Raw genomic sequence first — 21,618 nt, 5'->3', positions numbered from 1 at the left:
GCCTAGAACAGTCCCTTCGGTGCCGCGGCCGGATCGATGACCCCGGTGGCCGCGAAGACGTTGAGCTGATCGAGCTCACCGGAGGCCAGCGTCTCCAGGGCCTCGACCGCGCCGAGGAACCTTTCGATCTCCGCGTCGGCGATGACCCCGTCCGCCAGGGTGCGGAACTTGGCGATGTACTGCTCTCGGGAGAAGGGCCGCGCACCCAGCGGGTGGGCGTCGGCGACGGCGATCTCATCGGTGATCACCTCGCCGTCGTGCAGCCGGATCTCCACGGACCCGCCGAAGGCCTTCTCGGCGATGTCGGTGGAGTGATAGCGCCGGGTCCACTCCGGATCCTCCTCGGTGGTGACCTTGTGCCACAGCGCGACGGTGTCCTCGCGCTGCGCGCGCTCGGGGGTGTAGGAGTCCACGTGGTGCCAGGCGCCGTCCTGCAGCGCCACGGTGAAGATATACGGGATGGAGTGATCCAGCGTCTCGCGGGAGGCGGTGGGGTCATACTTCTGCGGGTCGTTCGCCCCCGAGCCGATCACGTAATGGGTGTGGTGGCTGGTGCGGATCAGCACCGACTCCACCAGCGCGGGATCGGTGACCTGCGGGTGCGCGTGGTGCAGCCGGCGGGCGAGGTCGATCCAGGCCTGCGCCTGGTACTCCGCCGAGTGCTCCTTGGTATAGGTGTCCAGGATCGCCCGCTTGGGCTCCCCGCTGGCCGGCAGCGGAACGTCGTAGGAGGCGCTGGGCCCGTCGAGCATCCAGGCGATGACGCCGTCCTCACCTTCATAGATGGGCACCGGCGAGGTCTGTCCGCGCATCGCCCGGTCCACTGCTTCGACTGCCATCTTCGCGGCGAAGGCCGGGGCGTGGGCCTTCCAGGTGGAGATCTCGCCCTTGCGGGACTGCCGGGTGGCGGTGGTGGTGTGCAGCGCCTGGCCCACGGCCTGGAAGATCGTCTCGGCATCCAGGTCGAGCAGGGTGCCGATGCCTGCGGCCGCCGAGGGGCCGAGGTGGGCCACGTGGTCGATCTTGTGCTTGTGCAGCGAGATCGCCTTGACCAGGTCCACCTGGATCTCGTAGCCGGTGGCGATGCCGCGGATCAGCTCGGCCCCGGAGGCTCCGGTGTGCTGTGCCGCTGCCAGCACGGCAGGGATGTTGTCCCCGGGGTGGGAGTACTCCGCGGCCAGGAAGGTGTCGTGGTAGTCCAGCTCGCGGACCGCGACGCCGTTGGCCCAGGCCGCCCATTCGGGACTGGACTTGGTCTCGATGCCGAAGATCGAGGCGCCGGAGCCGTTTGCGGAGACCGAATGGTCCAGCGCCTGGGCGCGGGCGGCGATGATCGGGGCGCGGTTCAGCGAGGCCACCGCCACAGCCGCGTTGTCGATGATGCGGTTGATCACCATCTCGGTGACCTCCGCGTCCACTTCCACCGGGTCGACGGCGACCTGGGCGATCTTCCAGGCGAGCTGGTCCTGTCGGGGAAGGTTCTCGTCGCTGCGGTAGACCCGTACGTTGTGGCTGATCATGCTGGTGGTTCCTCTCGATTGGGAGTCAGGCTTCGGTGCTGCTGTGCGGACTGGGCTGTCTCGTGCTGGGCGGTGATGTAGGCGAGGCTGCGGCGCAGATGGATCAGCATCGCGGCACCGGCGGTCTCGGCGTCTCCGGACGCGATGGCGGTGCAGACCTCGCGGTGTTCGCGGGCTGAGGCCGCGAGCCGCTCGGGCTCATGCTGAGCCAGCCGGCGGGCGCGGACCAGGTGGGCGCGCATGCTGCGCAGCGAGTGGCTCAGATAGGGATTGGCCACGGCGTCGGAGACCGCCTCATCGAGCTCCTCGGTGAGGGCGTAATAGTGCTCGTCCTCCTCGGCATGGTCCTGGGTGTGGTCCCGCTGGCGCTCTCGCGACCGCAGGATCTTCTCCGCCGCGCTGAAGCGTTCCGCGAGCGCGCTGAACCGGCGGGGGTCTCCGCGCTCGGCGGCCAGCCGCGCCGACTGGACCTCCAGCGGGAGGCGGAGCTCGAAGAGCAGGTCGACGTCGGCCGCGGAGATGGAGCTGACCAGCGTGCCGCGCCCCTTGGTCTGATCGGCGAGCCCGTCGGCGATCAAGCGGGACAGCGCCTCGCGCAGCGGGGTGCGGGAGAGGCCCAGCCGTTCGGCCTGATCGACCTCGCCGAGCAGGGTCCCCGGGGTCAGCACCCCGTCGAGGATCTCCTGCCGCAGGGTGTCGTAGGCACGGTCACTGGCACGCATGATTTGAGTGTATACAACGAGGGGTGCTCTGTGGAGTCTTTCGGCAGAATATTCCACTATCTAGTCAACTATGTATACATAGGGCTTTACCTTCTGTGATCCAGCTCATATCCTTGGATGTGTCACGCGTCCACGCCGATGAGCAGGAGCACTCCCATGACCGGTACGTCCTACCGCGAGCTGCACGCACGATCACTGGCCCAGCGTGAGGAGTTCTGGCTCGCCGCCGCCGAGCAGATCCACTGGGACCGCGCGCCGGAGCGCGCACTCGACGACTCGGCGGCCCCGATCTACCGCTGGTTTCCCGAGGCGGAGCTGAACCTGAGCTACAACTGCCTGGACCGCCACGTCGAGGCCGGCCGTGGGGAGCAGACCGCGCTGATCTATGACTCCGCCGTGACCGGGGCCGTCCAGAGCTACAGCTACGCCGAGCTCACCGCCGAGGTGGCCCGGTGTGCCGGAATGCTGACCGAACTCGGCGTGGGTGCCGGAGACCGGGTCATCATCTACCTGCCGATGATCCCGCAGGCGCCCATCGCGATGCTCGCCTGCGCCCGGATCGGAGCGGTGCACTCGGTGGTCTTCGGCGGCTTCGCCGCAAAGGAGCTGGCCTCGCGCATCGACGACGCGTCCCCCGACGTCGTGCTCACCGCCACCGGAGGCATCGAACCCACCCGCAAGGTGGAGTACCTGCCAACCGTGGCCGAGGCGCTGCGCCTGGCCACCCACGACGTCCGCCACGTGGTGGTCCAGGAGCGCGAGGGCTTCGCCCACAGCCTCGAAGAGGTCGCCGCGGACGCAGAGACGAGTGTGACTGCGCAATGGCACGACTGGTCCTCCCGGTCAGCCCAGGCTGCGCCCGCAGCCCCGGTCACGGTGCGCGCCACCGACCCGCTCTACATCCTCTACACCTCCGGGACCACCGGCCGGCCCAAGGGCGTGGTCCGTGACCAGGGAGGCACCGCCGTCGCGCTGAGCTGGTCGATGCAGGCGATCTACGACGTCGGCCCGGGGGAGACCATGTTCACCGCCTCCGACGTCGGCTGGGTGGTCGGGCACTCCTTCATCGTCTATGGACCGCTGCTGGTCGGAGCGACCACCGTGCTCTACGAGGGCAAACCGGTCGGCACCCCTGATGCGGGCGCCTTCTGGCGGATGATCCAGCAGCACCGGATCACCGCGCTGTTCACCGCACCCACGGCGCTGCGCGCGATCCGCAAGACCGACCCGGAGGCCGCGCTGGTCGGCGACTACGACATCTCCTCGCTGCGTCACCTCTACGCCGCCGGGGAGCGGCTCGACCCGGTCACCCAGCGCTGGATCACCGACGCCCTGCAGGTGCCGGTGATCGACAACTGGTGGCAGACCGAGACCGGCTGGCCGATCGCGGCCAACCCGGTGGGGATCGAGGCGCTGGAGGTCAAGGAAGGTTCCGCCACGCTGCCGATGGCCGGCTACGACGTGGTGATCCTCGACGCGACCGGGGAGGAGCTCCCGGCGGGGGAGGAGGGCAACATCGCGCTGCGACTGCCCATGCCCCCGGGCACCCTGCCCACCCTCTGGGGCGACGACCAGCGCTACATCGATTCGTATCTCGACGCCTTCCCCGGGTTCTACGCCACCGGGGACTCCGGCTACCTGGATCAGGACGGCTACCTCTTCGTGATGGGCCGCACCGATGACGTGATCAACGTGGCCGGTCATCGGCTCTCGGCCGGTTCCATCGAAGCCGTGGTCGCCTCCCACCCGGCAGTGGCCGAATGCGCGGTGATCGGACTGCAGGACGAGCTCAAGGGTCAGCGCGCCTCGGGATTCGTGGTGCTCAAGGCTGGACGAGAGGACGACCCGAAGACGCTGCAGGCGGAGCTGACCGCCCTGGTGCGCCGAGACATCGGACCGGTGGCGGACTTCAAGACCGTCGCGGTGGTCGCCGCGCTGCCGAAGACCCGGTCGGGCAAGATCCTGCGCAAGACCATGCGCCAGATCGCCGACGGCGAGCAGGCGCGGGTGCCCTCCACCATCGAGGACGCCTCGGTGCTCGATGACCTGATCCCGGTGCTGCGACCCCAGCGGTAGGCTTGTCGGCGGCGCGCGACCGCGCGCCGCACAAGTCTCCGCGGCGCCAGCGCGCCGCGGACGTGTCGCGCGCAGCTGCTCCCCGGCTGACGCAGGGGGAGAGCGATGGACCTCGCGCTGTTGGCCGTCGAGCTGCTGGGCACCTTCGCCTTCGCCGTCTCCGGGGCGCTGCTCGCCGCCCGCAAGGGCTTCGACGTGGTGGGCTCGCTGCTGCTGGCCTCCATGGCCGGACTCGGCGGCGGCGTCACCCGGGACATCATCATCGGCGAAGGACCCCCGGCCGCCTTCCTGCAGCCGATCTACCTGGCCCCGGTGCTGGTGGCAGTGATCCTGGTGCTCACCGGGCTGCTCCATGAGACCCGGCTGCGCCGGACGCTGCTGGTCTTCGACGCCGTCGGACTCTCGCTGTTCTGCCTCACCGGCACGGTCATCGCGTTCAACGCCGGGCTCAATGAGATCGCCTGCGTCCTGCTCGGGGTGACCACCGCGGTGGGCGGCGGTGCGATGCGCGACGTGGTGGCCAACGAGACCCCACAGATCTTCAACCCGCGCGGCGTCTATGCGGTGCCGGCGATGTTCGGCGCGGGGCTCATCGTGATCGTGCTGAGCCTCGAGCTGCCGCTGATCTGGGCGGGACTCGTGGTCTCCTGCCTGGTCTTCACGCTGCGCATGATCTCGCTCAAGCGCGGCTGGCGAGTGCCGCTGGCCGGACGCCGGTCCAGCGGCAGCGCCGCAGCCTGACCCTGCCGCCCGAGCCTGACGCGATGGCGAGGCGAACCTTCGAGTGCTACTTGGCCTGCACATCTTGCCTCGATGAGGACACGGGGTAACCTGGATAAGTTGTTGTCCGCAGGAGGAAGTTGAGGGATCACGTGAGCGAGCCGGGTGCCCGGATGGGCGAAACGCCTGACCGGGAGGTCAACGCGTCGCACAGCGATCAGCCGACCGAACTCTTCACCATCTACGGCGACGCGATCATGGGCCCCACGGGCCGGCCGAAGCATGACTTCGCCGAACCCGCGCCGCTGAGCAGCCACGGCCCCGCGCGAGTCATCGCCATGGTCAACCAGAAGGGCGGAGTCGGCAAGACCACCTCCGCGATCAACCTGGGCGCCGCGCTCGCCGAATACGGCCGCCGCGTGCTGATGGTGGACTTCGACCCGCAGGGCGCACTCTCCGCCGGCTTCGGCACCAGCCCGCATGAGCTGGAGACCACGGTCTACAACGTGCTCATGGAGCGTGAGGTCAAGACCCGCGACGCCATCGTCTCCACCCACGTGGAGAACATCGACCTGCTGCCGGCGAACATCGACCTCTCCGCCGCGGAGGTGCAGCTGGTCAACGAGGTGGCCCGCGAACAGGTCCTGGACCGCGCGCTGCGCCAGGTCCGGAACGACTACGACGTCATCATCATCGACTGCCAGCCCTCGCTGGGGCTGCTCACCGTCAACGCGCTCACCGCCGCCCACGGCGTCGTCATCCCGCTGGAGGCCGAGTACTTCGCGCTGCGCGCCGTGGCGCTGCTGGTCGACACCATCGAGAAGGTCCAGGACCGGTTGAATCCGGACCTGGAGATCGACGGCGTGGTGGTCACCATGGTCGATCTGCGCACCCTGCACGCCCGCGAGGTCATCGCCAGGATCGTCGAGGCCTTCGGCGACAAGGTCTTCGAGACCGTCATCAAACGCTCGGTGAAGTTCCCCGACGCCACCGTGGCCGCGGAACCGATCACCGCCTACGCGCACAAGCACGAGGGCGCCAAGGCCTACCGCCAGCTGGCCCGCGAACTGATCCTCCGAGGTGGATCGCCCTAGTGGCGCACCCGGCAGCCGGCGCCGCGGCGCTTCAGCATGCCGACGCCGCCGCGAACCTCGAGAGCCTCGAGGCAGACGCCCGGCACGATTCCCCCACAGCGACCGGATTCACGGTCTCGCTGGCGAACTTCGACGGCCCCTTCGACCTGCTGCTCGGCCTGATCGCCAAGCGCGAGATGGACGTCACCGCGGTGGCGATCTCCGCGGTCACCGACGAGTTCATCAGCTATGTCCGAGGCCTCTCGCACCACCAGGCGTTGGACGAGTCCTCGAACTTCATCCTGATCGCCGCCACCCTGCTGGACCTCAAGGCCGCGCAGCTGCTGCCCGGGGGCGAGGTCGAGTCCGAGGAGGACCTCGCCGCCCTGGAGGCCCGCGACCTGCTCTTCGCCCGACTGCTGCAGTACCGGGCGTTCAAACACATCGCCGGGCACATCGCCGAGCAGATCCAGGAGCACTCGGACCGCTTCCCGCGCCAGCCCGGCACCCACCCCGAGCTGGCCCAGCTGCTGCCCGAGCTGGTCTTCAAGACCACCCCGGCGGACCTGAAGACCATCGCCGAGCGCGCCTTCGCCCGTCCGGCGATGGAACCGGACCACATCAGGTTCGAGCACCTGCACTCCCACGCGGTGGACATCCGGACCGAGATGGCGGTGATGACCGCTGCGCTGCGCGAGGCCGGCGCGGCCAGCTTCACCGAACTGGTCCGCGAGGCCGAGAGCCGGCTCGTCGTCGTCGTGCGGTTTCTCGGTCTGCTGGAGCTTTACCGCGACCGCGACGTCGCGTTCGAACAGGATGCGCCGCTGGGGGAGCTGCGAGTCATCTGGTCCGGTCCTGCCAGCGGTGAGATCGCGGCGCTGGACCGCGCGGCCGCCGAATGGGCCGATCCGGCCGGCACCGGGGTAGACACCCCTGCGCCCGACATCTCCTCGCCCGACACCCCCGCGCCCGAGAAGGAGGATACTGATCATGGCTGAGCGGATCAGCGAGGACCTGCTCGCCGCCGCCGAGGCCGTGCTGATGATCATCGAGGAGCCGGTCTCCGCGCTGGAGCTGGCCCAGGTCCTGGAGATCCCCGAGCACCAGGTCATCACGGTGCTCGATGCGCTGCGCCTGGACATCGACGGGATCAGCGAGGGCTCCCGGCGCCGCGGCTATGAGCTGCGTGAGATCGCCGGGGGATACCGCTACTACTCCCGCGCCGACTACGCCGAGCAGGTCTCCGCCTTCGTCCTCGGCGGCGCGACCACCCGGCTCTCCCAGGCCGCGCTGGAGACCCTGGCCGTGATCGCCTACCGGCAGCCGGTGGCCCGCTCCCAGGTCGCCGCCATCCGCGGGGTCAACGTCGACGGCGTGGTGCGCACCCTGGTCCACCGCGGTCTGGTCGACACCGCCGGCACCGATCCGCTCACCGGAGCCACCCTGTATGTCACCACCGCGGACCTGCTGGAACGCCTCGGGATCAACTCGGTGCAGGAGCTTCCACAGCTCTCCCCACACCTGCCGGGCATCGAAGCAGCCGGAGAGCTGGGCCCGGAAAGCTGAGTGGCCGGAAGGATTGGACACTCCCCATAGAATGGAGATCATGAAATCTTCGGGCCCAGACCGCCGCGCGCGCGAGGCGCAGCGGCGGGAGCCACGCGCTGCCACCGCAGCACGCACCCCGAAGGCCGGTCAGTCCGGGGGGCCCTTCTCCTCCGAGGACCCCCAGCGGATGATCTCCACCGGTCCGAGCCGGGCCAAGCCCCGCCGTGACGAGGCCGAGGAGAACTTCGCGGCAGTCCATGACCCCGAGGGTGTGCGGCTGCAGAAGGTGCTCGCCCAGGCCGGCGTCGCCTCCCGACGGGTCTGTGAGGCGCTGATCGCCGAGGGTCGGGTGTCGGTGGACGGCAAGGTCATCATCGAACCCGGCATCCGCGTGCAGCCCGACGACGTCACCATCCATGTCGACGGCGTGCGCATCCAGCTCAGCGTCGAACACCAGTACGTGATGTTCAACAAGCCCACCGGCGTGGTCACCACGATGTCCGATCCGCACGGCCGGCCCTGCATCAACGACTACCTCACCGAGGAGATGAAGGCCGCCAGGCTCTTCCACGTGGGCCGCCTCGACGCCGAGACCGAGGGCCTGCTGCTGCTCACCAACGACGGCGAGCTGGCCAACAAGCTCACCCACCCCTCCTACGAGGTGCCCAAGACCTACGTGGTCGAGGTCGCCGGACCGGTGTACAAAGAGGTGGGCAAGAAGCTGCGCGCCGGCATCGAGCTCGAGGACGGGCCCATCGCCGTGGATGACTATCGGCAGCTGGGCAGCGATGGCCGCCGCACCATGATCCAGGTGACCCTGCACTCAGGACGCAACCGGATCGTGCGCCGCATCTTCGACCACGTCGGACACCCGGTGCTGCGCCTGGTGCGCACCGCCCTGGGCGAGATCACCATCGGGGACCAGCAGCAGGGCACCGTGCGCCCGCTGGGCCGGCTGGAGCTGGGCCACCTGCTCGACCTGACCAGCCGCGACGACCCGGCTGCCAGCGACACGACCAGCCGCGACGGCGGAGCGCGATGAACCTCTTGACCGCCACCCCGACCAGCGTGCGCCAGACCCCCACCGTGCTCATCCGAGGCACCGGACTGCTCGGCGCCAGCATCGGGCTAGGGCTGCGCGCCGACGGCCACCAGGTGCTGCTCTCCGACCCCTCCGCCACCGCCCAGGCCATCGCCGCCGACATCGGCGCAGGCACCATCCTTGAGAAGGCCCCCGCGGAGACCACCCCGGAGATCGTCATCGTCGCGGCACCCCCGGAGGCCACCACCGTGGAGGTGGCGGCCGCGCTGGTGCGGTATCCCGACGCCGTCGTGCTCGACATCGCCTCCACCAAGGCCGAGATCCTTGACGGCCTGCTGAACCTCACCGAGGACGACGACGCCGCGCTCACCCGGGCCGACCTGACCCGCTATGTGGGCACACACCCGATGGCGGGCCGGGAGAAGTCCGGCCCCGTGGCCGCCCGCGGCGAGCTCTTCACCTCCATGCCCTGGGTCATCTGCCCCGCGGTGGACCCGAACACCGGAGACCAGCTCTCGGCACGTGAGGCCGTGGAATGGGCCGGGGAGGTGGGACGTCGACTCGGCGCCACCGTGCACCACATGAACCCCGTGCGCCACGACGAATCCGTGGCGCTGATCTCGCACCTGCCCCAGATCGCCGCCTCGCTGGTGGCCTCCCGGCTGCAGGACGCGCCGGTCTCGGCCCTGGCGCTGGCCGGCAACGGGCTGCGCGACGTGACCCGGATCGCCGCCTCCGACCCTGGACTGTGGGTGCAGATCCTCTCCTCCAACGCCCGGCCGGTGGTGGAGATCCTCTACGGGCTGCGCCAGGACATGGAACGGCTGATCAGCACCCTGGAGGAGCCGCGGGCCCCGGGCGGGCAGGCCGACATCGCCCAGCTCATCGCCGAGGGCAACTCCGGGGTCACCCGGGTGCCCGGCAAGCACGGCGCCCCGCCGCAGTCCTTCGCGGTGCTCACCGTGATCGTCGACGACAAGCCGGGACAGATCGCCGCGGTGCTCAACGACGTGGCCACGGTCGGGGTCAACGTCGAAGACCTGCGCATGGAGCACTCCGCCGGCCACCAGGTCGGCATGGTGGAGCTCTCCGTGCTTCCCGGACGGCGTGACGAGCTCGCCGAAGCCATGACTGAATTTGGATGGAAGGTAGTGCTCTCGTGAGTCAAGGACAGCGCCTGATCATTGCGGTGGACGGACCCTCAGGGTCCGGAAAGTCCAGCGTCTGCCGCGCCGTCGCCAGCCAGCTCGGCGCCGCGTATCTGGACACCGGGGCGATGTACCGCGCCGCCACCTGGTACTGCCTGGCTCAGGGAGTGGACCTCGCCGATGAGCAGGCCGTCGCCCTGGCCGTGGAGGAGGTGCCGCTGACGATCTCCACCGACCCCGCGCACCAGATCATCGCCGTGGGGCAGAGCGACGTCACCGCGGCGATCCGAGAGACCCGGATCTCCGAGCGGGTCTCCGAGATCGCGACCAACCGAGCGGCCCGCGCGCTGCTGATCGCCGCCCAGCGCAGGATCATCGACAACGCCGGCTTCATCGTGGCCGAGGGCCGCGACATCACCACCGTGGTGGCTCCCGACGCGCAGGTGCGCGTGCTGCTCACCGCCTCCGCCGAGGCCAGGCTGCGTCGCCGCGGCCTGCAGCTGGGAGGCACCGAGACCGCCGAGTCGCTGCGCCGCCAGGTGATCGACCGCGACGCCCGCGACTCCACCGCGTCGAACTTCACCGAGGCAGCCGACGGCGTCGCCGTGCTGGACTCCTCGGACCTGACCTTTCAGGAGACCATCGACGCGCTGATCCAGCGCGTGGAACAGGTCTCCGCCGAACCACTCTCGATCCCATCTGCAGGAGCATCCCGTGGCGAATAACGCTGACACCTTTCCCTCCGACTCCCCGGAATACATTCCGGCCGTGGAGGACGATCGACTGGCCGAACGGCTGGCCGCCATCACCGAGGAGGAGGCCGCCGCGCGCGCCGCCGCGCTGCGCGCGGGACTCTCCGACTACGAGCTGGCCGAGGAGGACGCCGCCGTCCTCGACTATGACGAGGACGACGAGGACTACGAGCCCTACGTCGCCGCCCCACCGGCGCTGGCTGTGATCGGGCGCCCCAACGTGGGCAAGTCCACGCTGGTCAACCGGATCACCCGCTCCAAAGAGGCCGTGGTCGAAGACGTGCCCGGCGTGACCCGCGACCGCGTGTCCTATGACGCGGAGTGGAACGGCAAAGACTTCACCCTGGTGGACACCGGAGGCTGGGAGCAGGACGCCCGCGGGATGCACAAGCGGGTGGCGGAACAGGCCGAGATGGCCGTGGACGAGGCCGACGCCGTGATCTTCGTCGTCGACGGACTCGTCGGCGCCACCGCCGTGGACGAGGCCGTGGTGCGGATGCTGCGGCGCAAGAAGAAGCCGGTGCTGCTGGTCGCCAACAAGGTCGACGCCCCCTCGCACATGAGCGAGGTCTACGGCCTGTGGAACCTCGGACTCGGCGAGCCCTACCCGGTCTCGGCGCTGCACGGCACCGGCACCGGCGACCTGCTCGACGCCGCCGTGAAGGCGCTGCCCGAGTTCGCCGAGCACGGCGGAATGATCCCCACCGGCGGTCCGCGCCGGGTGGCCCTGGTGGGACGCCCGAATGTGGGCAAGTCCTCGCTGCTGAACAAGCTGGCAGGCTCCGAGCGCGTGGTCGTGGACGCCGTGGCCGGCACCACGATGGACCCGGTCGATGAGTTCATCGAACTCGGCGGACAGACCTGGCGCTTCGTGGACACCGCCGGGATCCGGCGTCGTCAGCACATGGCGTCGGGGTCTGAGTATTATGCGATGCTGCGCACCCAGCGCGCCCTGGACAAGGCCGAGGTCGCTGTCGTGCTGCTCTCGGTGGAGGAGCCCGTCTCGGAGCAGGATGTGCGCATCATCCAGATGGCCGTGGACTCCGGCCGCGCCCTGGTGGTGGCCTACAACAAATGGGACCTGATGGATGAGGAGCGCCGCTACTACCTCGAGCGCGAAGTCACCCGGGACCTGGCGCACATCGCCTGGGCCCCGCGGGTCAACGTCTCCGCACTGACCGGCTGGCACAAGGCCAAGCTCGCACCGGCCCTGGACACCGCGCTGACCAGCTGGGGACGGCGCATCTCCACCGGACGGCTCAACGCCTTCCTCGGGGAACTGGTCGCGGCCCACCCGCACCCGGTCCGCGGCGGCAAGCAGCCCAGGATCCTCTTCGCCACCCAGCCCTCCACCAAGCCCCCGCGCTTCGTGCTCTTCACCACCGGGTTCCTGGATCCGGGCTACCGGCGCTACATCACCCGCCGGCTGCGTGAGACCTTCGACTTCACCGGCTCGCCGATCGAGGTCTCGATGCGCGTGCGCGAGAAGCGCAAGCGCAAGTAGACATCCTGGTCCGGCCCAGCAGGCCGGACCGGCTGGCCACACCTCGAGGTCGCCCAATACTGCAACTCTCAGTACAGGGCGGCCTCGACGTCTCTGGTGAGGGTGCTGATCGAGTCCCAGTCCGACCCATCGGACATGATACTCAGCACGTAGGTGCCCTCCGGGTGCCGCACGATGCCGGTGTCGTTGAGGTAGCCGTCGATGAAGCCCACCTTGTTCAGCACCGACCCGGCGCTGCCCGCGTCGATGCCGTCGCGGAAGATGTTGGACTCCAGCGCGTCCAGCAGACGCGAACGGCCCTCAGCGCTGATGTCCAGCGAGCCGGACTCCAACCGGGTCATGAATGCGGTGAGGTCATTGGCCGAGCTGCGTGCGTAGGCCGGGATGAAGTCCGTGGCCGGGCCTCCGGTATCGGCGGCGATGTCACGCAGGCCTTCCCAGCCGAGCTCCCCGCGGAAAGCGTCGGCACAGGGGTTGTCGCTGACCGAGATCATGTCGGCGAAGCAGGTGGCGCGATCGCGTCCGCCCTCGATCGGGTCATCCCAGTCCATCTCACCGGACTCGACCCGGCTGAGGATCCCGTAGGCGACGTAGACCTTATAGGTGCTGGCGCTGACCCGGGACTCCGCACCTGCGGACGATCCGGTCCGCCCCTGGCCGCCCAGCTCGGCGACGCTGATCGAGATGTCCCCGGGGTGGAAGGCGACGAGCTCGTCCAGATAGCTGTCGAGATCACCGGTGAAGCTGGGGGTGTCCGCCGGTGTCGCAGGCTGGGACTGCTCGGGGTCTTCCGGGGCTGCATCTGAGTCTTCTGAGTCTGGGTCTTCTGGAGTCGATTCGTCCGGAGCGGGCACCGCCCGGAGATCCTCCTCGTCAGGGGCTTCGGCTTCTGCCTGGTCTTCATCCTCCACCGGATCCTCGGCGTCGGCTGATTCCTCTTCGTCGGTCTCATCCTCCAGGCGCTGCCGCTGGGCCTCCGCCTCGGCCTGTCCACTCGCGAGCCGCTCCTCCTCCGCGACGAGCTCCTGCTTATGCTGCTCGTGCGCGGAGCTGGGCGCGGCACTGGACCCGGCGTCCTGGGTGGAGACAGGGTGGAAGACGGCGGGGCTGCAGGCGGTCATCAGGAGTGCGGCAGTGGCAAGCCCGAGGGCGCGGTACGCGAAGCCGTGCCGAGCGGGTCTGCCTCCCGGTCCGCGATGGGGAAGGTTCTCGCGAGGAAGCATGGGTTTGATCGTGTCCACGCATCATCAGCTGATCTGGGAGTTCAATGGTTCGCGCAGGTCGCGATTCGGCAAACCAGCCCCATCATGACGTCCATGCAGACGGTGCGGGATGCCGGGTCAGGGTGTGCGGAAAGGGGATTCATCCTGGTGCGCCGCGGCCTTTGCACGCTGCTGCGGAGTCAGTCGCAGCAGCGTGTTGGAGCCCGTGTCGAAGAAGGCCAGCTGGGTCTCGGCGATCACGCATCGCGTGCCGTCCACGCCGTCGCGGACCTCATAGGCCAGGGTGAGCCCCGCGCCCTTGAGCTGGGTCACCCAGACGTCGATCTGGGCGGGGACATCCCGGTACTCCAGACTCGCCAGGTACCGCACCCGGTGTTCGACGACGAGCGCCTGCGCATCCTGAGGAAGCTCGTTGAACAGCGGGGCCAGCGGCTCCCCGACGGGGCTGCCCGTATGGGCCGGCGACCCGAAGGCGCGGATGCGCGCCTCTTCGAGCAGCCGCAGCACCTCCACGTTGTTGATGTGGCCGTAGGCGTCCATATCGCCCCAGCGCAGCGGCACCAGGGTCCGCAGGCGTGGGTTGACGCGGTGGGAGGTGTCGCTGGTGCTGGGGATCGCGGTGGCACTCTGGGTCGCGGCGGCGTCGCGGGAAGGCACGGTCATGCTGGCCAGCTTAACCCGAGTGCCTCACTGGGGAAGGGGAGTGTTGTTCAGCCGCGGGAGACGCGGCCGCGCAGCGCGCCGAAGGCCAGCGTGAAGCTCACCGCCCCCACGATGCCGATCGCCAACAGGCCAGGCCAGAGGTCTGCCCAGACCCAGCCTTCGGAGAGCAGGGACCTCAGTGCGGCGAGCAGATAGGTGATCGGGTTGTAGTCAGCGATCGCTGCGAGCCACCCGGTCAGCGCCTCCTGCGGAAGAAAGGACGTGGTGAGGAAGGCGAAGGGGAAGAACAGCAGGAAGGAGGAGTTCACCGCGGCCGGGCTTCCCGTGCGCAGCGCGATGGCATAGGGGAAGCCCGTGAACGCAAGGCCCCAGAGCCCCCCGATGATGACGAAGGCGACGACGCCGGAGATTCCCGTGGCGAACTCGACGCCGACGAAGAATCCCAGGATCAACACCGGCACGCACAGCGCCATCACCAGCACCAGATCCGCGACCATCAGTCCCAGCAGCAGGGCCGAGCGACTCATCGGCGTGAGCAGCAGCCGGTCGAAGTAGCCGCTGCTGATATCGGTCACCAGGTCGCTCGCCCGCGAGACGCCCGTGACGGCGAAGACGATCGCCACCGGAAGTTGGAACGCCCGGAAGTCGGCCACGCCGATTCCTTCTGCCACCGATTCCAGTGCTCCGATGTTCACAACGAAGAAGAACAGCGGGATGATCAGGGCCGGGATGACGGCAGCGGGGTCTCGGGGAATTGCGCGCAGAGCCCTGTAGGCGACGGAGCCGAGGTCTCGCAGGAACCCCGCGCTCTTTGGTCGGATCCTGGTGGCGGGGCGCTCGGTCGTGGTGGTGGACGAGTTCACTGGGGCTCCTGGGGATTCTGCGGCGCGGAGGCGCTGGCCATGAACGCACTGGAATCGGTGATGTGTTCCCCAGTCACGGAGAGGAAGACATCATCGAGGGATGGTCGACGCAGGGACAGCTCGATGACCTCCGTGTCGGGTACCTGGGCGAGGGCGACGGCGATCGGGCTGATCGCTGAGGGGCCGTCGGAGACGCTCAGAGTCAGTGTCGGCCCGTTGGCCTCGATGCGTTCCACCACGTCCAGCGACTTCAGGGCCTGCCCGGCGATCCGCGCATCCCCGGTGACCGTGACGATCACGACGTCGGTGCCGATGCTCCGTTTGAGCTGGGCCGGAGTTCCTTCGGCAACCAGCCGGCCCTTGCTGATGATGCCCACCCGGTCTGCCAGCTCGTCGGCCTCCTCGAGGTACTGCGTGGTGAGGAAGACCGTCATCCCCAGCTCCCGGTTGAGCCTCCGGACCTCCTGCCAGACCTTTGCCCGGCTTACGGGGTCCAGTCCGGTGGTGGGCTCGTCCAGGAAGAGAACCTCAGGGTCATGGACCAGAGCCAGCGCGAGATCCAGGCGACGCTTCATCCCGCCGGAATAGGTCCCGATGCGCCGATCCAGCGCGGACCCGATGTCCACGAGTGTGGTCAGCTGAGCCACCCGGGCCTTGGTGGCCTTCCCCGAGAGTCCGTAGAACCTGCCCTGGAGGGCGAGCATCTCGGCTCCGGTCTGTTTGTCATCCAGAGCGGCCTCCTGCAGGGCCACCCCGGCGCGGAGCCGGACCTCGCCGGGCTGTGATTCGACGTCGTATCCGGCCACGGTGGCGTGACCCGCGGAGGGCGTGAGCAGGGTGCAGAGGATGCGGGTCAGCGTGGACTTCCCAGCCCCGTTCGGTCCGAGGAATCCGTAGATCTCCCCAGCCTCAACCTCAAGGCTGACGCCGTCGACGGCTATAAGGTCACCGAAACGCCGTTCCACACCGTCCGCGCTGATTGCAATCTGGCTCGGCGACATGCCTGCTCCCTTGTGGGTGCGAATGGGGAAGTGCCGGGGGTCTCTTCTGTCTGCGCTCGGCACGCGAACCGCTGAAGGGACTCAGAATAGGAGCGACGATCAAAGCAGGGCAATATCCGTCGAACTGGACGCCCGCCGGGGTCCACGGATCGTGTCCACCGCCGAAACTCTGGTAGGGCGAACAAAAGAGAAAGCCTCAAACCAATTCAATGGTTTGAGGCTTTCTCTTTCTCTGGTCGGGCTAGCGGGATTTGAACCCACGACCTTCCGTCCCCCAGACGGACGCGCTACCAAGCTGCGCTATAGCCCGAAATTCTTCCAACAAACTCGCCGGAAGCACCAGGAAAGTCTACCGCATGATCTGGCTCATGGTCGCATCGGGTGAAGCGGCGGGCGAGGGAGCGGGTTCATCGGGTGGTGCGGCGGGTGGAGCGCGGAAGCATCCGCCGCACCACCCGCCGAGCACACCCCTCGCGCCGCACCAGGATCAGTTCTGGGTGCTCCGGCGGGCCGAGCCCCAGATGTCGATGCCGGCGTCGACGGCGTGCTCATCGACGGCGTCCAGTTCTTCCCTGGTGAAGGAGCGCTGGTCCAGCGCGGCCAGGTTGCTCTTGAGCTGTTCGGGCCGGCTGGCGCCGATCACCAGGGAGCTCACGCGGTCATCGCGAAGCGCCCAGGCCAGCGCCATCTGCGCGAGGCTCTGTCCCCGCGCGGAGGCGATCTCGTTGAGCGCCCGGATGTGCCCGAGGTTCTCCTCGGTGAGGAAGTCGTCGCGGAACGAGCCCTTGGTCGCCGCGCGCGAGTCGGAGGGGACCCCGTCGAGGTACTTGTCGGTCAGCATGCCCTGCGCGAGTGCGCTGAAGCCGATGACCCCCGCACCGACCTCTTCGACCGCATCGAGCAGACCCTCGGTCTCGATCCAGCGGTTGAGCATCGAGTAGGAGGGCTGGTGGATCAGCAGCGGGGTGCCCAGATCCTTCAGGATCGCCGCGGCCTTGATCGTGTCTTGAGCGGAGTAGGAGGAGATCCCGGCGTAGAGCGCCTTGCCGGATCGTACCGCCGTGTCCAGCGCGGACATGGTCTCTTCCAAAGGGGTGTCGGCATCGGGGCGGTGGGAGTAGAAGATGTCCACGTGGTCCAGGCCCATCCGGCTCAACGACTGGTCCAGGCTGGAGAGCAGGTGCTTGCGGCTGCCGGTGGGACCGCCGTAGGGGCCGGGCCACATGGTCCACCCGGCCTTGGTGGAGATGATCAGCTCATCGCGCAGCCCGGCGAAGTCCTCGCGCAGGATCCGCCCGAAGTTGATCTCCGCCGACCCTGGGGGAGGCCCATAGTTGTTGGCCAGGTCGAAGTGGGTGATGCCGTGGTCGAAGGCCAGGTGGATGATCTCGCGCTGGTTCTGCAGGGCGAAGTCGTCGCCGAAGTTGTGCCAGAGCCCCAGGGAGAGCGGCGGCAGCACCAGGCCGGAGCGGCCTACGCGGCGGTATTCCGCATTGTCGTAGCGGTCTTCAGCGGGAACGTACATGGTGGCTCCTGGAGATCAGAGTGTCAGTGATCAGAAACGCCCGTGTTCAGAACATCGGGTCAGGCCCACCCGCTCAGACAGGAGGCGGACCCTTGATCACCTTACGCCTGCGCCACCGGTCCAGGGCGGGCGCCAGCGATGTCCTGACGATCAGGGTCCGGTGGGCAGCGCCGCGGCGGCGCGGGACAGGTCCTGCGGGGTCACGGAGTCCCCGAAGCTGAACCGCACCGCGGTCTGGGCCACCTCATCCGAGTAGCCCATGGCGCGCAGCGCGGGGCTTGGCTCGCTGGAGCCGGCCGCACAGGCTGAGCCCGAGGAGCAGAAGATCCCCTGCCGTTCCAGGTCCAGCAGCACCGACTCCCCACTGCGCCCCGGAAGCACGAAGGACGCGTGTCCGGCGAGCCGGCGGGTGCGGTGCCCGGTCAGCTGCGCGCCGGGGACCCGGGCCAGCACGGCGTCGATGAAGTCATCGCGGCGCCGGGCGAGCTCCCGGACGTCAGTCTCGGCAGCCAGCCCCAGCGCCGTCGCCATCCCGACCGCTCCGGCGACATTCTCGGTGCCCGAGCGCAGGTCTCGCTGCTGTCCGCCGCCATGGATCAGTGGTTCGAAAGGTGTCCGACGGCGCAGGTACAGCACGCCGGTGCCTTTGGGGGTGCCGAGCTTGTGCCCGGCAAGGCTCATCGCGCTGACCCCGAGCTCCTGCACAGCCAGCGGCAGAGTCCCGGCGGCCTGGACTGCGTCGGTGTGGAATGGAACGCGGTGTTCCGCGCAGAGCGCCGCCAGTGCGGCGACGTCCTGAACGGTGCCGACCTCGTTGTTCGCGTAATGGATCGAGACCAACGTGGTGTCGGTGCGCAGCTTCGCTGCCAGCGCCTCAGGGGTGACCACACCCGCCGCATCCACCGGCACGGTCTCCACCTCGTAGTCCAGCCGGCCCAGCCAGGCCGCGGACTCGCTCACGGCAGGGTGTTCCAGTGCGGAGATCAGCACATGGCGACCTCTCGGGTCCGCGAGCGCGATGCCCTTCACCGCGGCATTGTCGGACTCGGTGCCGCCGGAGGTGAAGATGATCTCCGCCGGCCGCGCGTTCAGGTGCCGGGCCACCTCGGCGCGCGCCGTCTCCAGCGCCCGTGATGCCGCGGCCCCGGGCTCGTGGACGCTCGAGGGATTCGCATACCCGGTCAGGTGTGGCCACATGGCCTCGAGCACCTCGCGCCTGACCGGGGCGGCGGCGGACTCGTCCAGGTAGAGCATCAGCCCGAGGTTCCCGGCCCGTCCACATCAAGCCCGCCAGCCAGAGCAGCGTCGACCTCGACGTGGATACCGGCCCCGAGATCCATGTCCAGCCCCAGGTCCAGGGCGCGGGCACCCTGGGTGAGCGCACCGACGCTGATCAGGTCCACCCCGGTGCCGGCGATCGCGGCGATGGTCTCCAGGCTCACCCCGCCGGAGGCCTCCACCAGGGCGGCCCCGTCGATGAGCTCCACCCCGCGGCGCAGGTCCTCACACGTGAAGTTGTCCAACATGATGGTGTCCGCCCGGCCGGCCAGCACCGGCGCGATCTGCTCGACCCGATCCACCTCCACCTCGATGTGGGTGGTGTGCGGCAGGCGCTCGCGGGCAGTGAGGATCGCCGTGGTCAGCGCCTCGGGGGAGTCGCCCACCAGCGCGAGGTGGTTGTCCTTGGCCATCACCGCATCGGAGAGGGAGAATCGGTGGTTGTGCCCACCCCCGCAGCGCACCGCGTAGCGCTCCAGCGCGCGCAGCCCCGGGGTGGTCTTGCGGGTATCGGTGACTCGCACCCCGGTGCCGGCGACGGCGGCGACATATTCGCTGGTCAGCGTGGCCACCCCGGAGAGTCGCTGGATCAGGTTCAGCGCCGCCCGCTCGGCGCCGAGGATCGCCCGGGCGGGGCCCTGCACGCTGGCCAGCACATCCCCAGGACCAAACCGTGCGCCGTCGTCGGTCTGGAGACTCACGACGACGCCGGGGTCCAGCGCGGCGAAGGTGCGGGCGAAGATCTCACCACCGGCGAGGACACCGGGTTCCCGTGCCACCAGCTGGGCGTGCGCGCTGGCATCGGCCGGGACGAAGGCGACGCTGGTGAGATCCCCGAAGGGGATGTCCTCGGCCAGCGCGAGGGTGATGACCGCGTCGATGTCGCGGGCCGAGAGCTGCGTGTCCACGGTGTCCCTTCAGGCTTTCGGCTTCGCGGCGAGCATCCGGTCCAGCGCGACCTTCGCGTGCACGGAGACCGCGGCATCCACACTGATCTGGTTGTTCACGCGTCCGGCCACCAGCTCCTCCAGCACCCAGGCCAGGTAGCCCGGGTGGATCCGGTACATGGTGGAACACGGGCAGATGACCGGGTCCAGGCAGAAGATGGTGCGGTCCGGGTACTGGGCGGCGAGCCGGTTCACCATGTTGACCTCGGTGCCGATCCCGATGGTGTCCCCGGGGGAGGAGGCCGCGATGAACTTCTGGATCGCGTCGGTGGAGCCGGCGGCGTCGGCGGCGTCGACCACCTCCATCGGGCACTCGGGGTGCACGATGATCTTCACCTGCGGGTCCGCGGCGCGGGCCTGGGTGATCTGGTCCACGGTGAAGCGTCGGTGCACCGAACAGAAGCCGTGCCAGAGCAGGACCTTGGCCTCGCGCAGCTGCTCGGCAGTGTTCCCGCCCAGGGCTTTGCGCGGGTTCCACAGCGGCATCTGCTCCAGTGGGACCCCCATGGCCTTGGCGGTGTTGCGGCCCAGGTGCTGGTCCGGGAAGAACAGCACCCGGTGGGCGCGTTGGAAGGCCCATTCCAGCACGGTCGCGGCGTTGGAAGAGGTGCAGACGATCCCGCCGTGGCGGCCGCAGAACGCCTTCAGTGCGGCGGAGGAGTTCATATAGGTCACCGGGAGGATCGGGACCTTGCCCTCGGCGTCGGGCGTGATGTTCTCCGGGTCCACCCCGTATGTTTCGCAGATCTCCTCCCATGCGGTCTCCACCGAGGATTCATCGGCCATATCCGCCATGGAGCAGCCGGCGGCGAGGTTGGGCAGGATCACCGACTGCTCAGGAGTCGAGAGGATGTCGGCGGTCTCGGCCATGAAATGGACTCCGCAGAAGACGATGGTCTTGGCTTCTGGCTTGCTCAGCGCGGCATTGGCCAGCTGGAAGGAATCGCCCACGAAGTCGGCGTGCTGGATGACTTCGTCGCGCTGGTAGAAGTGGCCCAGGATGACCAGCTCCTCGCCGAGCGTCGCCTTCGCGGCCACGATCCGCTCGTACAGCTCGGCCTCGGGCATCAGCTGGTAGCGCTCGGGCAGCTGACCGGGGCGGGAGACCGGGTCAGGGAGTCGATCGGCCTGCGAGGAGCCGGGCCCGTAGCCCGGGACGGTGTCGAAGTCCCAAGGTCCGGCGGCCAGCTTCGTGTTGCAGCTGTCCTTCGGGGTCAGGGTGATCAGGTCATGGACCGAGGCGGTCATGGTGTCTCCTGGATGGTGAGGGTGTAACGGGTGCGGTGGGGATTGGAGCGGTAGAGCCGCGGCGGGCGGTGCGCCGTGCCGGTCATGCGCTCGCCGGTGTCCTCGACGGTGCCCTGGGCGAGGATCTGGCGGCGGAAGTTTGACGGATCCAGCGCCCGGTTGAGGGTCGCCTCATAGACCCGGCGCAGCTCGGCCAGCGGGAACCTCTCGGGGAGGAAGGCATGGGCGATGGGGGAGTAGGTGACCTTCGCGCGCAGCCGGTCCAGGGCGTAGGCGAGGATCACGCCGTGATCGAAGGCCAGCACGCCGGCCTCCTCGGCGATGTCATCGGCGGGGAACCATTCCAGGTTCTCGCCCTCCACAGCGTCGGTGTCCTCGTCCTGGCGCACCAGCGCCCAGTAGACGATGGACACCACCCGGGTGCTGGCCGGGGAGCGGTCCACATCTCCGAAGGCGTAGAGCTGTTCCATGTGCCGCGGAGCCAGACCGGTGGTCTCCAGCAGGGTGGCGCGGGCGGAGCTGACCAGGTCCTGGTCGGGTTCCAGGGGGCCTCCGGGGAGTGCCCACTGACCCAGGAAGGGTTCGCGGATGCGGCGCACCAGCGGCAGCCAGAGCGTGAGCTCCCCGGTCTCCGGGTGCGGACGCAGCGCGAAGACCACCGTGCTCACGGCGAGCTCGGTCTGCAGGTTCGACGGCGCGGCCATGGCGAGGCCTCCTTAAGGTGACAGTGACACTATGGTCCAGTTCATATGGTCACGTCAACCT

The 21,618-nt window shown here is 68.8% G+C and carries 20 protein-coding genes and 1 tRNA gene; 9 read left to right on the top strand and 12 right to left on the bottom strand.

What is annotated here, in order from left to right; all coding sequences use genetic code 11:
• Positions 1-2: 2 nt before the first annotated feature.
• The gene (locus LTH96_RS07360) at positions 3-1,520 is read right to left on the bottom strand and encodes an MmgE/PrpD family protein (protein WP_241465055.1); all 1,518 of its coding nucleotides are present in this window, start codon (positions 1,518-1,520) and stop codon (positions 3-5) included.
• The gene (locus LTH96_RS07355) at positions 1,517-2,242 is read right to left on the bottom strand and encodes a GntR family transcriptional regulator (RefSeq protein ID WP_241465054.1); all 726 of its coding nucleotides are present in this window, start codon (positions 2,240-2,242) and stop codon (positions 1,517-1,519) included. Before LTH96_RS07355 ends, LTH96_RS07360 begins: the two co-directional genes overlap by 4 nt.
• Positions 2,243-2,398: 156 nt before the next feature.
• On the opposite strand from LTH96_RS07355, the gene LTH96_RS07350 reads away from it, so the two are divergent.
• From LTH96_RS07350 to der, 9 genes are all read left to right on the top strand, one after another.
• Complete coding sequence (locus LTH96_RS07350) at positions 2,399-4,318, top strand: AMP-binding protein (RefSeq protein ID WP_241465053.1); 1,920 nt, start codon at positions 2,399-2,401, stop codon at positions 4,316-4,318.
• A 105-nt stretch (positions 4,319-4,423) separates the two neighbouring features.
• A complete protein-coding gene (locus LTH96_RS07345; protein ID WP_241465052.1) occupies positions 4,424-5,059 on the top strand; it encodes a trimeric intracellular cation channel family protein in 636 nt (211 codons plus the stop codon).
• Positions 5,060-5,295: 236 nt separating this feature from the next.
• Positions 5,296-6,132 (top strand): ParA family protein, encoded by an 837-nt coding sequence (locus LTH96_RS07340; RefSeq protein ID WP_241465114.1) that lies wholly within the window; start codon positions 5,296-5,298, stop codon positions 6,130-6,132.
• Complete coding sequence (locus tag LTH96_RS07335) at positions 6,132-7,109, top strand: ScpA family protein (RefSeq protein ID WP_241465051.1); 978 nt, start codon at positions 6,132-6,134, stop codon at positions 7,107-7,109. Before LTH96_RS07340 ends, LTH96_RS07335 begins: the two co-directional genes overlap by 1 nt.
• Positions 7,102-7,677, top strand: a complete 576-nt coding sequence (scpB, locus tag LTH96_RS07330) for an SMC-Scp complex subunit ScpB (protein WP_241465050.1) — start codon at positions 7,102-7,104, stop codon at positions 7,675-7,677. Before LTH96_RS07335 ends, scpB begins: the two co-directional genes overlap by 8 nt.
• A 40-nt stretch (positions 7,678-7,717) precedes the next feature.
• Positions 7,718-8,701 carry a pseudouridine synthase gene (locus LTH96_RS07325; RefSeq protein WP_241465049.1) on the top strand — a complete coding sequence of 328 codons (984 nt, stop codon included), beginning with the start codon at positions 7,718-7,720 and terminating at the stop codon, positions 8,699-8,701.
• A complete protein-coding gene (locus tag LTH96_RS07320) occupies positions 8,698-9,864 on the top strand; it encodes a prephenate dehydrogenase (protein WP_241465048.1) in 1,167 nt (388 codons plus the stop codon). Before LTH96_RS07325 ends, LTH96_RS07320 begins: the two co-directional genes overlap by 4 nt.
• The gene (cmk, locus tag LTH96_RS07315; RefSeq protein ID WP_241465047.1) at positions 9,843-10,574 is read left to right on the top strand and encodes a (d)CMP kinase; all 732 of its coding nucleotides are present in this window, start codon (positions 9,843-9,845) and stop codon (positions 10,572-10,574) included. Before LTH96_RS07320 ends, cmk begins: the two co-directional genes overlap by 22 nt.
• Before the next feature lie 43 nt (positions 10,575-10,617).
• Complete coding sequence (der, locus tag LTH96_RS07310) at positions 10,618-12,105, top strand: ribosome biogenesis GTPase Der (RefSeq protein WP_241465113.1); 1,488 nt, start codon at positions 10,618-10,620, stop codon at positions 12,103-12,105.
• A 68-nt stretch (positions 12,106-12,173) separates the two neighbouring features.
• Here der and LTH96_RS13300 read toward each other — a convergent pair whose 3' ends face one another.
• From LTH96_RS13300 to LTH96_RS07260, 10 genes are all read right to left on the bottom strand, one after another.
• The gene (locus tag LTH96_RS13300) at positions 12,174-13,346 is read right to left on the bottom strand and encodes a serine hydrolase (protein ID WP_241465046.1); all 1,173 of its coding nucleotides are present in this window, start codon (positions 13,344-13,346) and stop codon (positions 12,174-12,176) included.
• Between the two features lie 99 nt (positions 13,347-13,445).
• Positions 13,446-13,991, bottom strand: a complete 546-nt coding sequence (locus tag LTH96_RS07300) for an acyl-CoA thioesterase (RefSeq protein ID WP_370644408.1) — start codon at positions 13,989-13,991, stop codon at positions 13,446-13,448.
• A 47-nt stretch (positions 13,992-14,038) separates the two neighbouring features.
• The gene (locus tag LTH96_RS07295; protein ID WP_241465045.1) at positions 14,039-14,854 is read right to left on the bottom strand and encodes an ABC transporter permease; all 816 of its coding nucleotides are present in this window, start codon (positions 14,852-14,854) and stop codon (positions 14,039-14,041) included.
• On the bottom strand, positions 14,851-15,855 hold the full coding sequence (locus LTH96_RS07290) for an ATP-binding cassette domain-containing protein (RefSeq protein WP_241465044.1): 1,005 nt from the start codon (positions 15,853-15,855) through the stop codon (positions 14,851-14,853). Before LTH96_RS07290 ends, LTH96_RS07295 begins: the two co-directional genes overlap by 4 nt.
• A 233-nt stretch (positions 15,856-16,088) precedes the next feature.
• Positions 16,089-16,165: transfer RNA gene (locus tag LTH96_RS07285), tRNA-Pro, on the bottom strand.
• Positions 16,166-16,342: 177 nt separating this feature from the next.
• On the bottom strand, positions 16,343-17,380 hold the full coding sequence (mgrA, locus tag LTH96_RS07280; protein WP_241465043.1) for an L-glyceraldehyde 3-phosphate reductase: 1,038 nt from the start codon (positions 17,378-17,380) through the stop codon (positions 16,343-16,345).
• Between the two features lie 150 nt (positions 17,381-17,530).
• Entirely contained in the window at positions 17,531-18,634 is a 1,104-nt protein-coding gene (locus LTH96_RS07275; RefSeq protein ID WP_241465042.1) for a cysteine desulfurase family protein, read from the bottom strand.
• Positions 18,634-19,566 carry a carboxylating nicotinate-nucleotide diphosphorylase gene (nadC, locus tag LTH96_RS07270; protein ID WP_241465041.1) on the bottom strand — a complete coding sequence of 311 codons (933 nt, stop codon included), beginning with the start codon at positions 19,564-19,566 and terminating at the stop codon, positions 18,634-18,636. The genes LTH96_RS07275 and nadC overlap by 1 nt, the downstream gene beginning before the upstream one ends.
• Positions 19,567-19,575: 9 nt before the next feature.
• A complete protein-coding gene (gene nadA, locus LTH96_RS07265; protein WP_241465040.1) occupies positions 19,576-20,853 on the bottom strand; it encodes a quinolinate synthase NadA in 1,278 nt (425 codons plus the stop codon).
• Positions 20,850-21,557: an NUDIX domain-containing protein gene (locus LTH96_RS07260; RefSeq protein ID WP_241465039.1), complete on the bottom strand. Its 708-nt coding sequence runs from the start codon at positions 21,555-21,557 to the stop codon at positions 20,850-20,852. The genes nadA and LTH96_RS07260 overlap by 4 nt, the downstream gene beginning before the upstream one ends.
• Positions 21,558-21,618: the final 61 nt, after the last annotated feature.

The organism is Nesterenkonia sp. LB17 (genome assembly GCF_022565915.1).
Classification (GTDB): domain Bacteria; phylum Actinomycetota; class Actinomycetes; order Actinomycetales; family Micrococcaceae; genus Nesterenkonia.
This window is presented reverse-complemented; position numbering and strand designations above follow the sequence as displayed.

What these genes read in the sequence shown, in the direction of transcription:
- LTH96_RS07325 (WP_241465049.1), top strand. Translation starts at nt 7,718, where the DNA reads ATGAAATCTTCGGGCCCAGACCGCCGCGCGCGCGAGGCGCAGCGGCGG.
- LTH96_RS07340 (WP_241465114.1), top strand. Translation starts at nt 5,296, where the DNA reads ATGGGCCCCACGGGCCGGCCGAAGCATGACTTCGCCGAACCCGCGCCG.
- cmk (WP_241465047.1), top strand. Translation starts at nt 9,843, where the DNA reads ATGGAAGGTAGTGCTCTCGTGAGTCAAGGACAGCGCCTGATCATTGCG.
- LTH96_RS07300 (WP_370644408.1), bottom strand. Translation starts at nt 13,991, where the DNA reads ATGACCGTGCCTTCCCGCGACGCCGCCGCGACCCAGAGTGCCACCGCG.
- nadA (WP_241465040.1), bottom strand. Translation starts at nt 20,853, where the DNA reads ATGACCGCCTCGGTCCATGACCTGATCACCCTGACCCCGAAGGACAGC.
- LTH96_RS07355 (WP_241465054.1), bottom strand. Translation starts at nt 2,242, where the DNA reads ATGCGTGCCAGTGACCGTGCCTACGACACCCTGCGGCAGGAGATCCTC.
- LTH96_RS07350 (WP_241465053.1), top strand. Translation starts at nt 2,399, where the DNA reads ATGACCGGTACGTCCTACCGCGAGCTGCACGCACGATCACTGGCCCAG.
- LTH96_RS07260 (WP_241465039.1), bottom strand. Translation starts at nt 21,557, where the DNA reads ATGGCCGCGCCGTCGAACCTGCAGACCGAGCTCGCCGTGAGCACGGTG.
- LTH96_RS07290 (WP_241465044.1), bottom strand. Translation starts at nt 15,855, where the DNA reads ATGTCGCCGAGCCAGATTGCAATCAGCGCGGACGGTGTGGAACGGCGT.
- LTH96_RS07345 (WP_241465052.1), top strand. Translation starts at nt 4,424, where the DNA reads ATGGACCTCGCGCTGTTGGCCGTCGAGCTGCTGGGCACCTTCGCCTTC.
- LTH96_RS07275 (WP_241465042.1), bottom strand. Translation starts at nt 18,634, where the DNA reads ATGCTCTACCTGGACGAGTCCGCCGCCGCCCCGGTCAGGCGCGAGGTG.
- scpB (WP_241465050.1), top strand. Translation starts at nt 7,102, where the DNA reads ATGGCTGAGCGGATCAGCGAGGACCTGCTCGCCGCCGCCGAGGCCGTG.
- LTH96_RS07360 (WP_241465055.1), bottom strand. Translation starts at nt 1,520, where the DNA reads ATGATCAGCCACAACGTACGGGTCTACCGCAGCGACGAGAACCTTCCC.
- mgrA (WP_241465043.1), bottom strand. Translation starts at nt 17,380, where the DNA reads ATGTACGTTCCCGCTGAAGACCGCTACGACAATGCGGAATACCGCCGC.
- LTH96_RS07320 (WP_241465048.1), top strand. Translation starts at nt 8,698, where the DNA reads ATGAACCTCTTGACCGCCACCCCGACCAGCGTGCGCCAGACCCCCACC.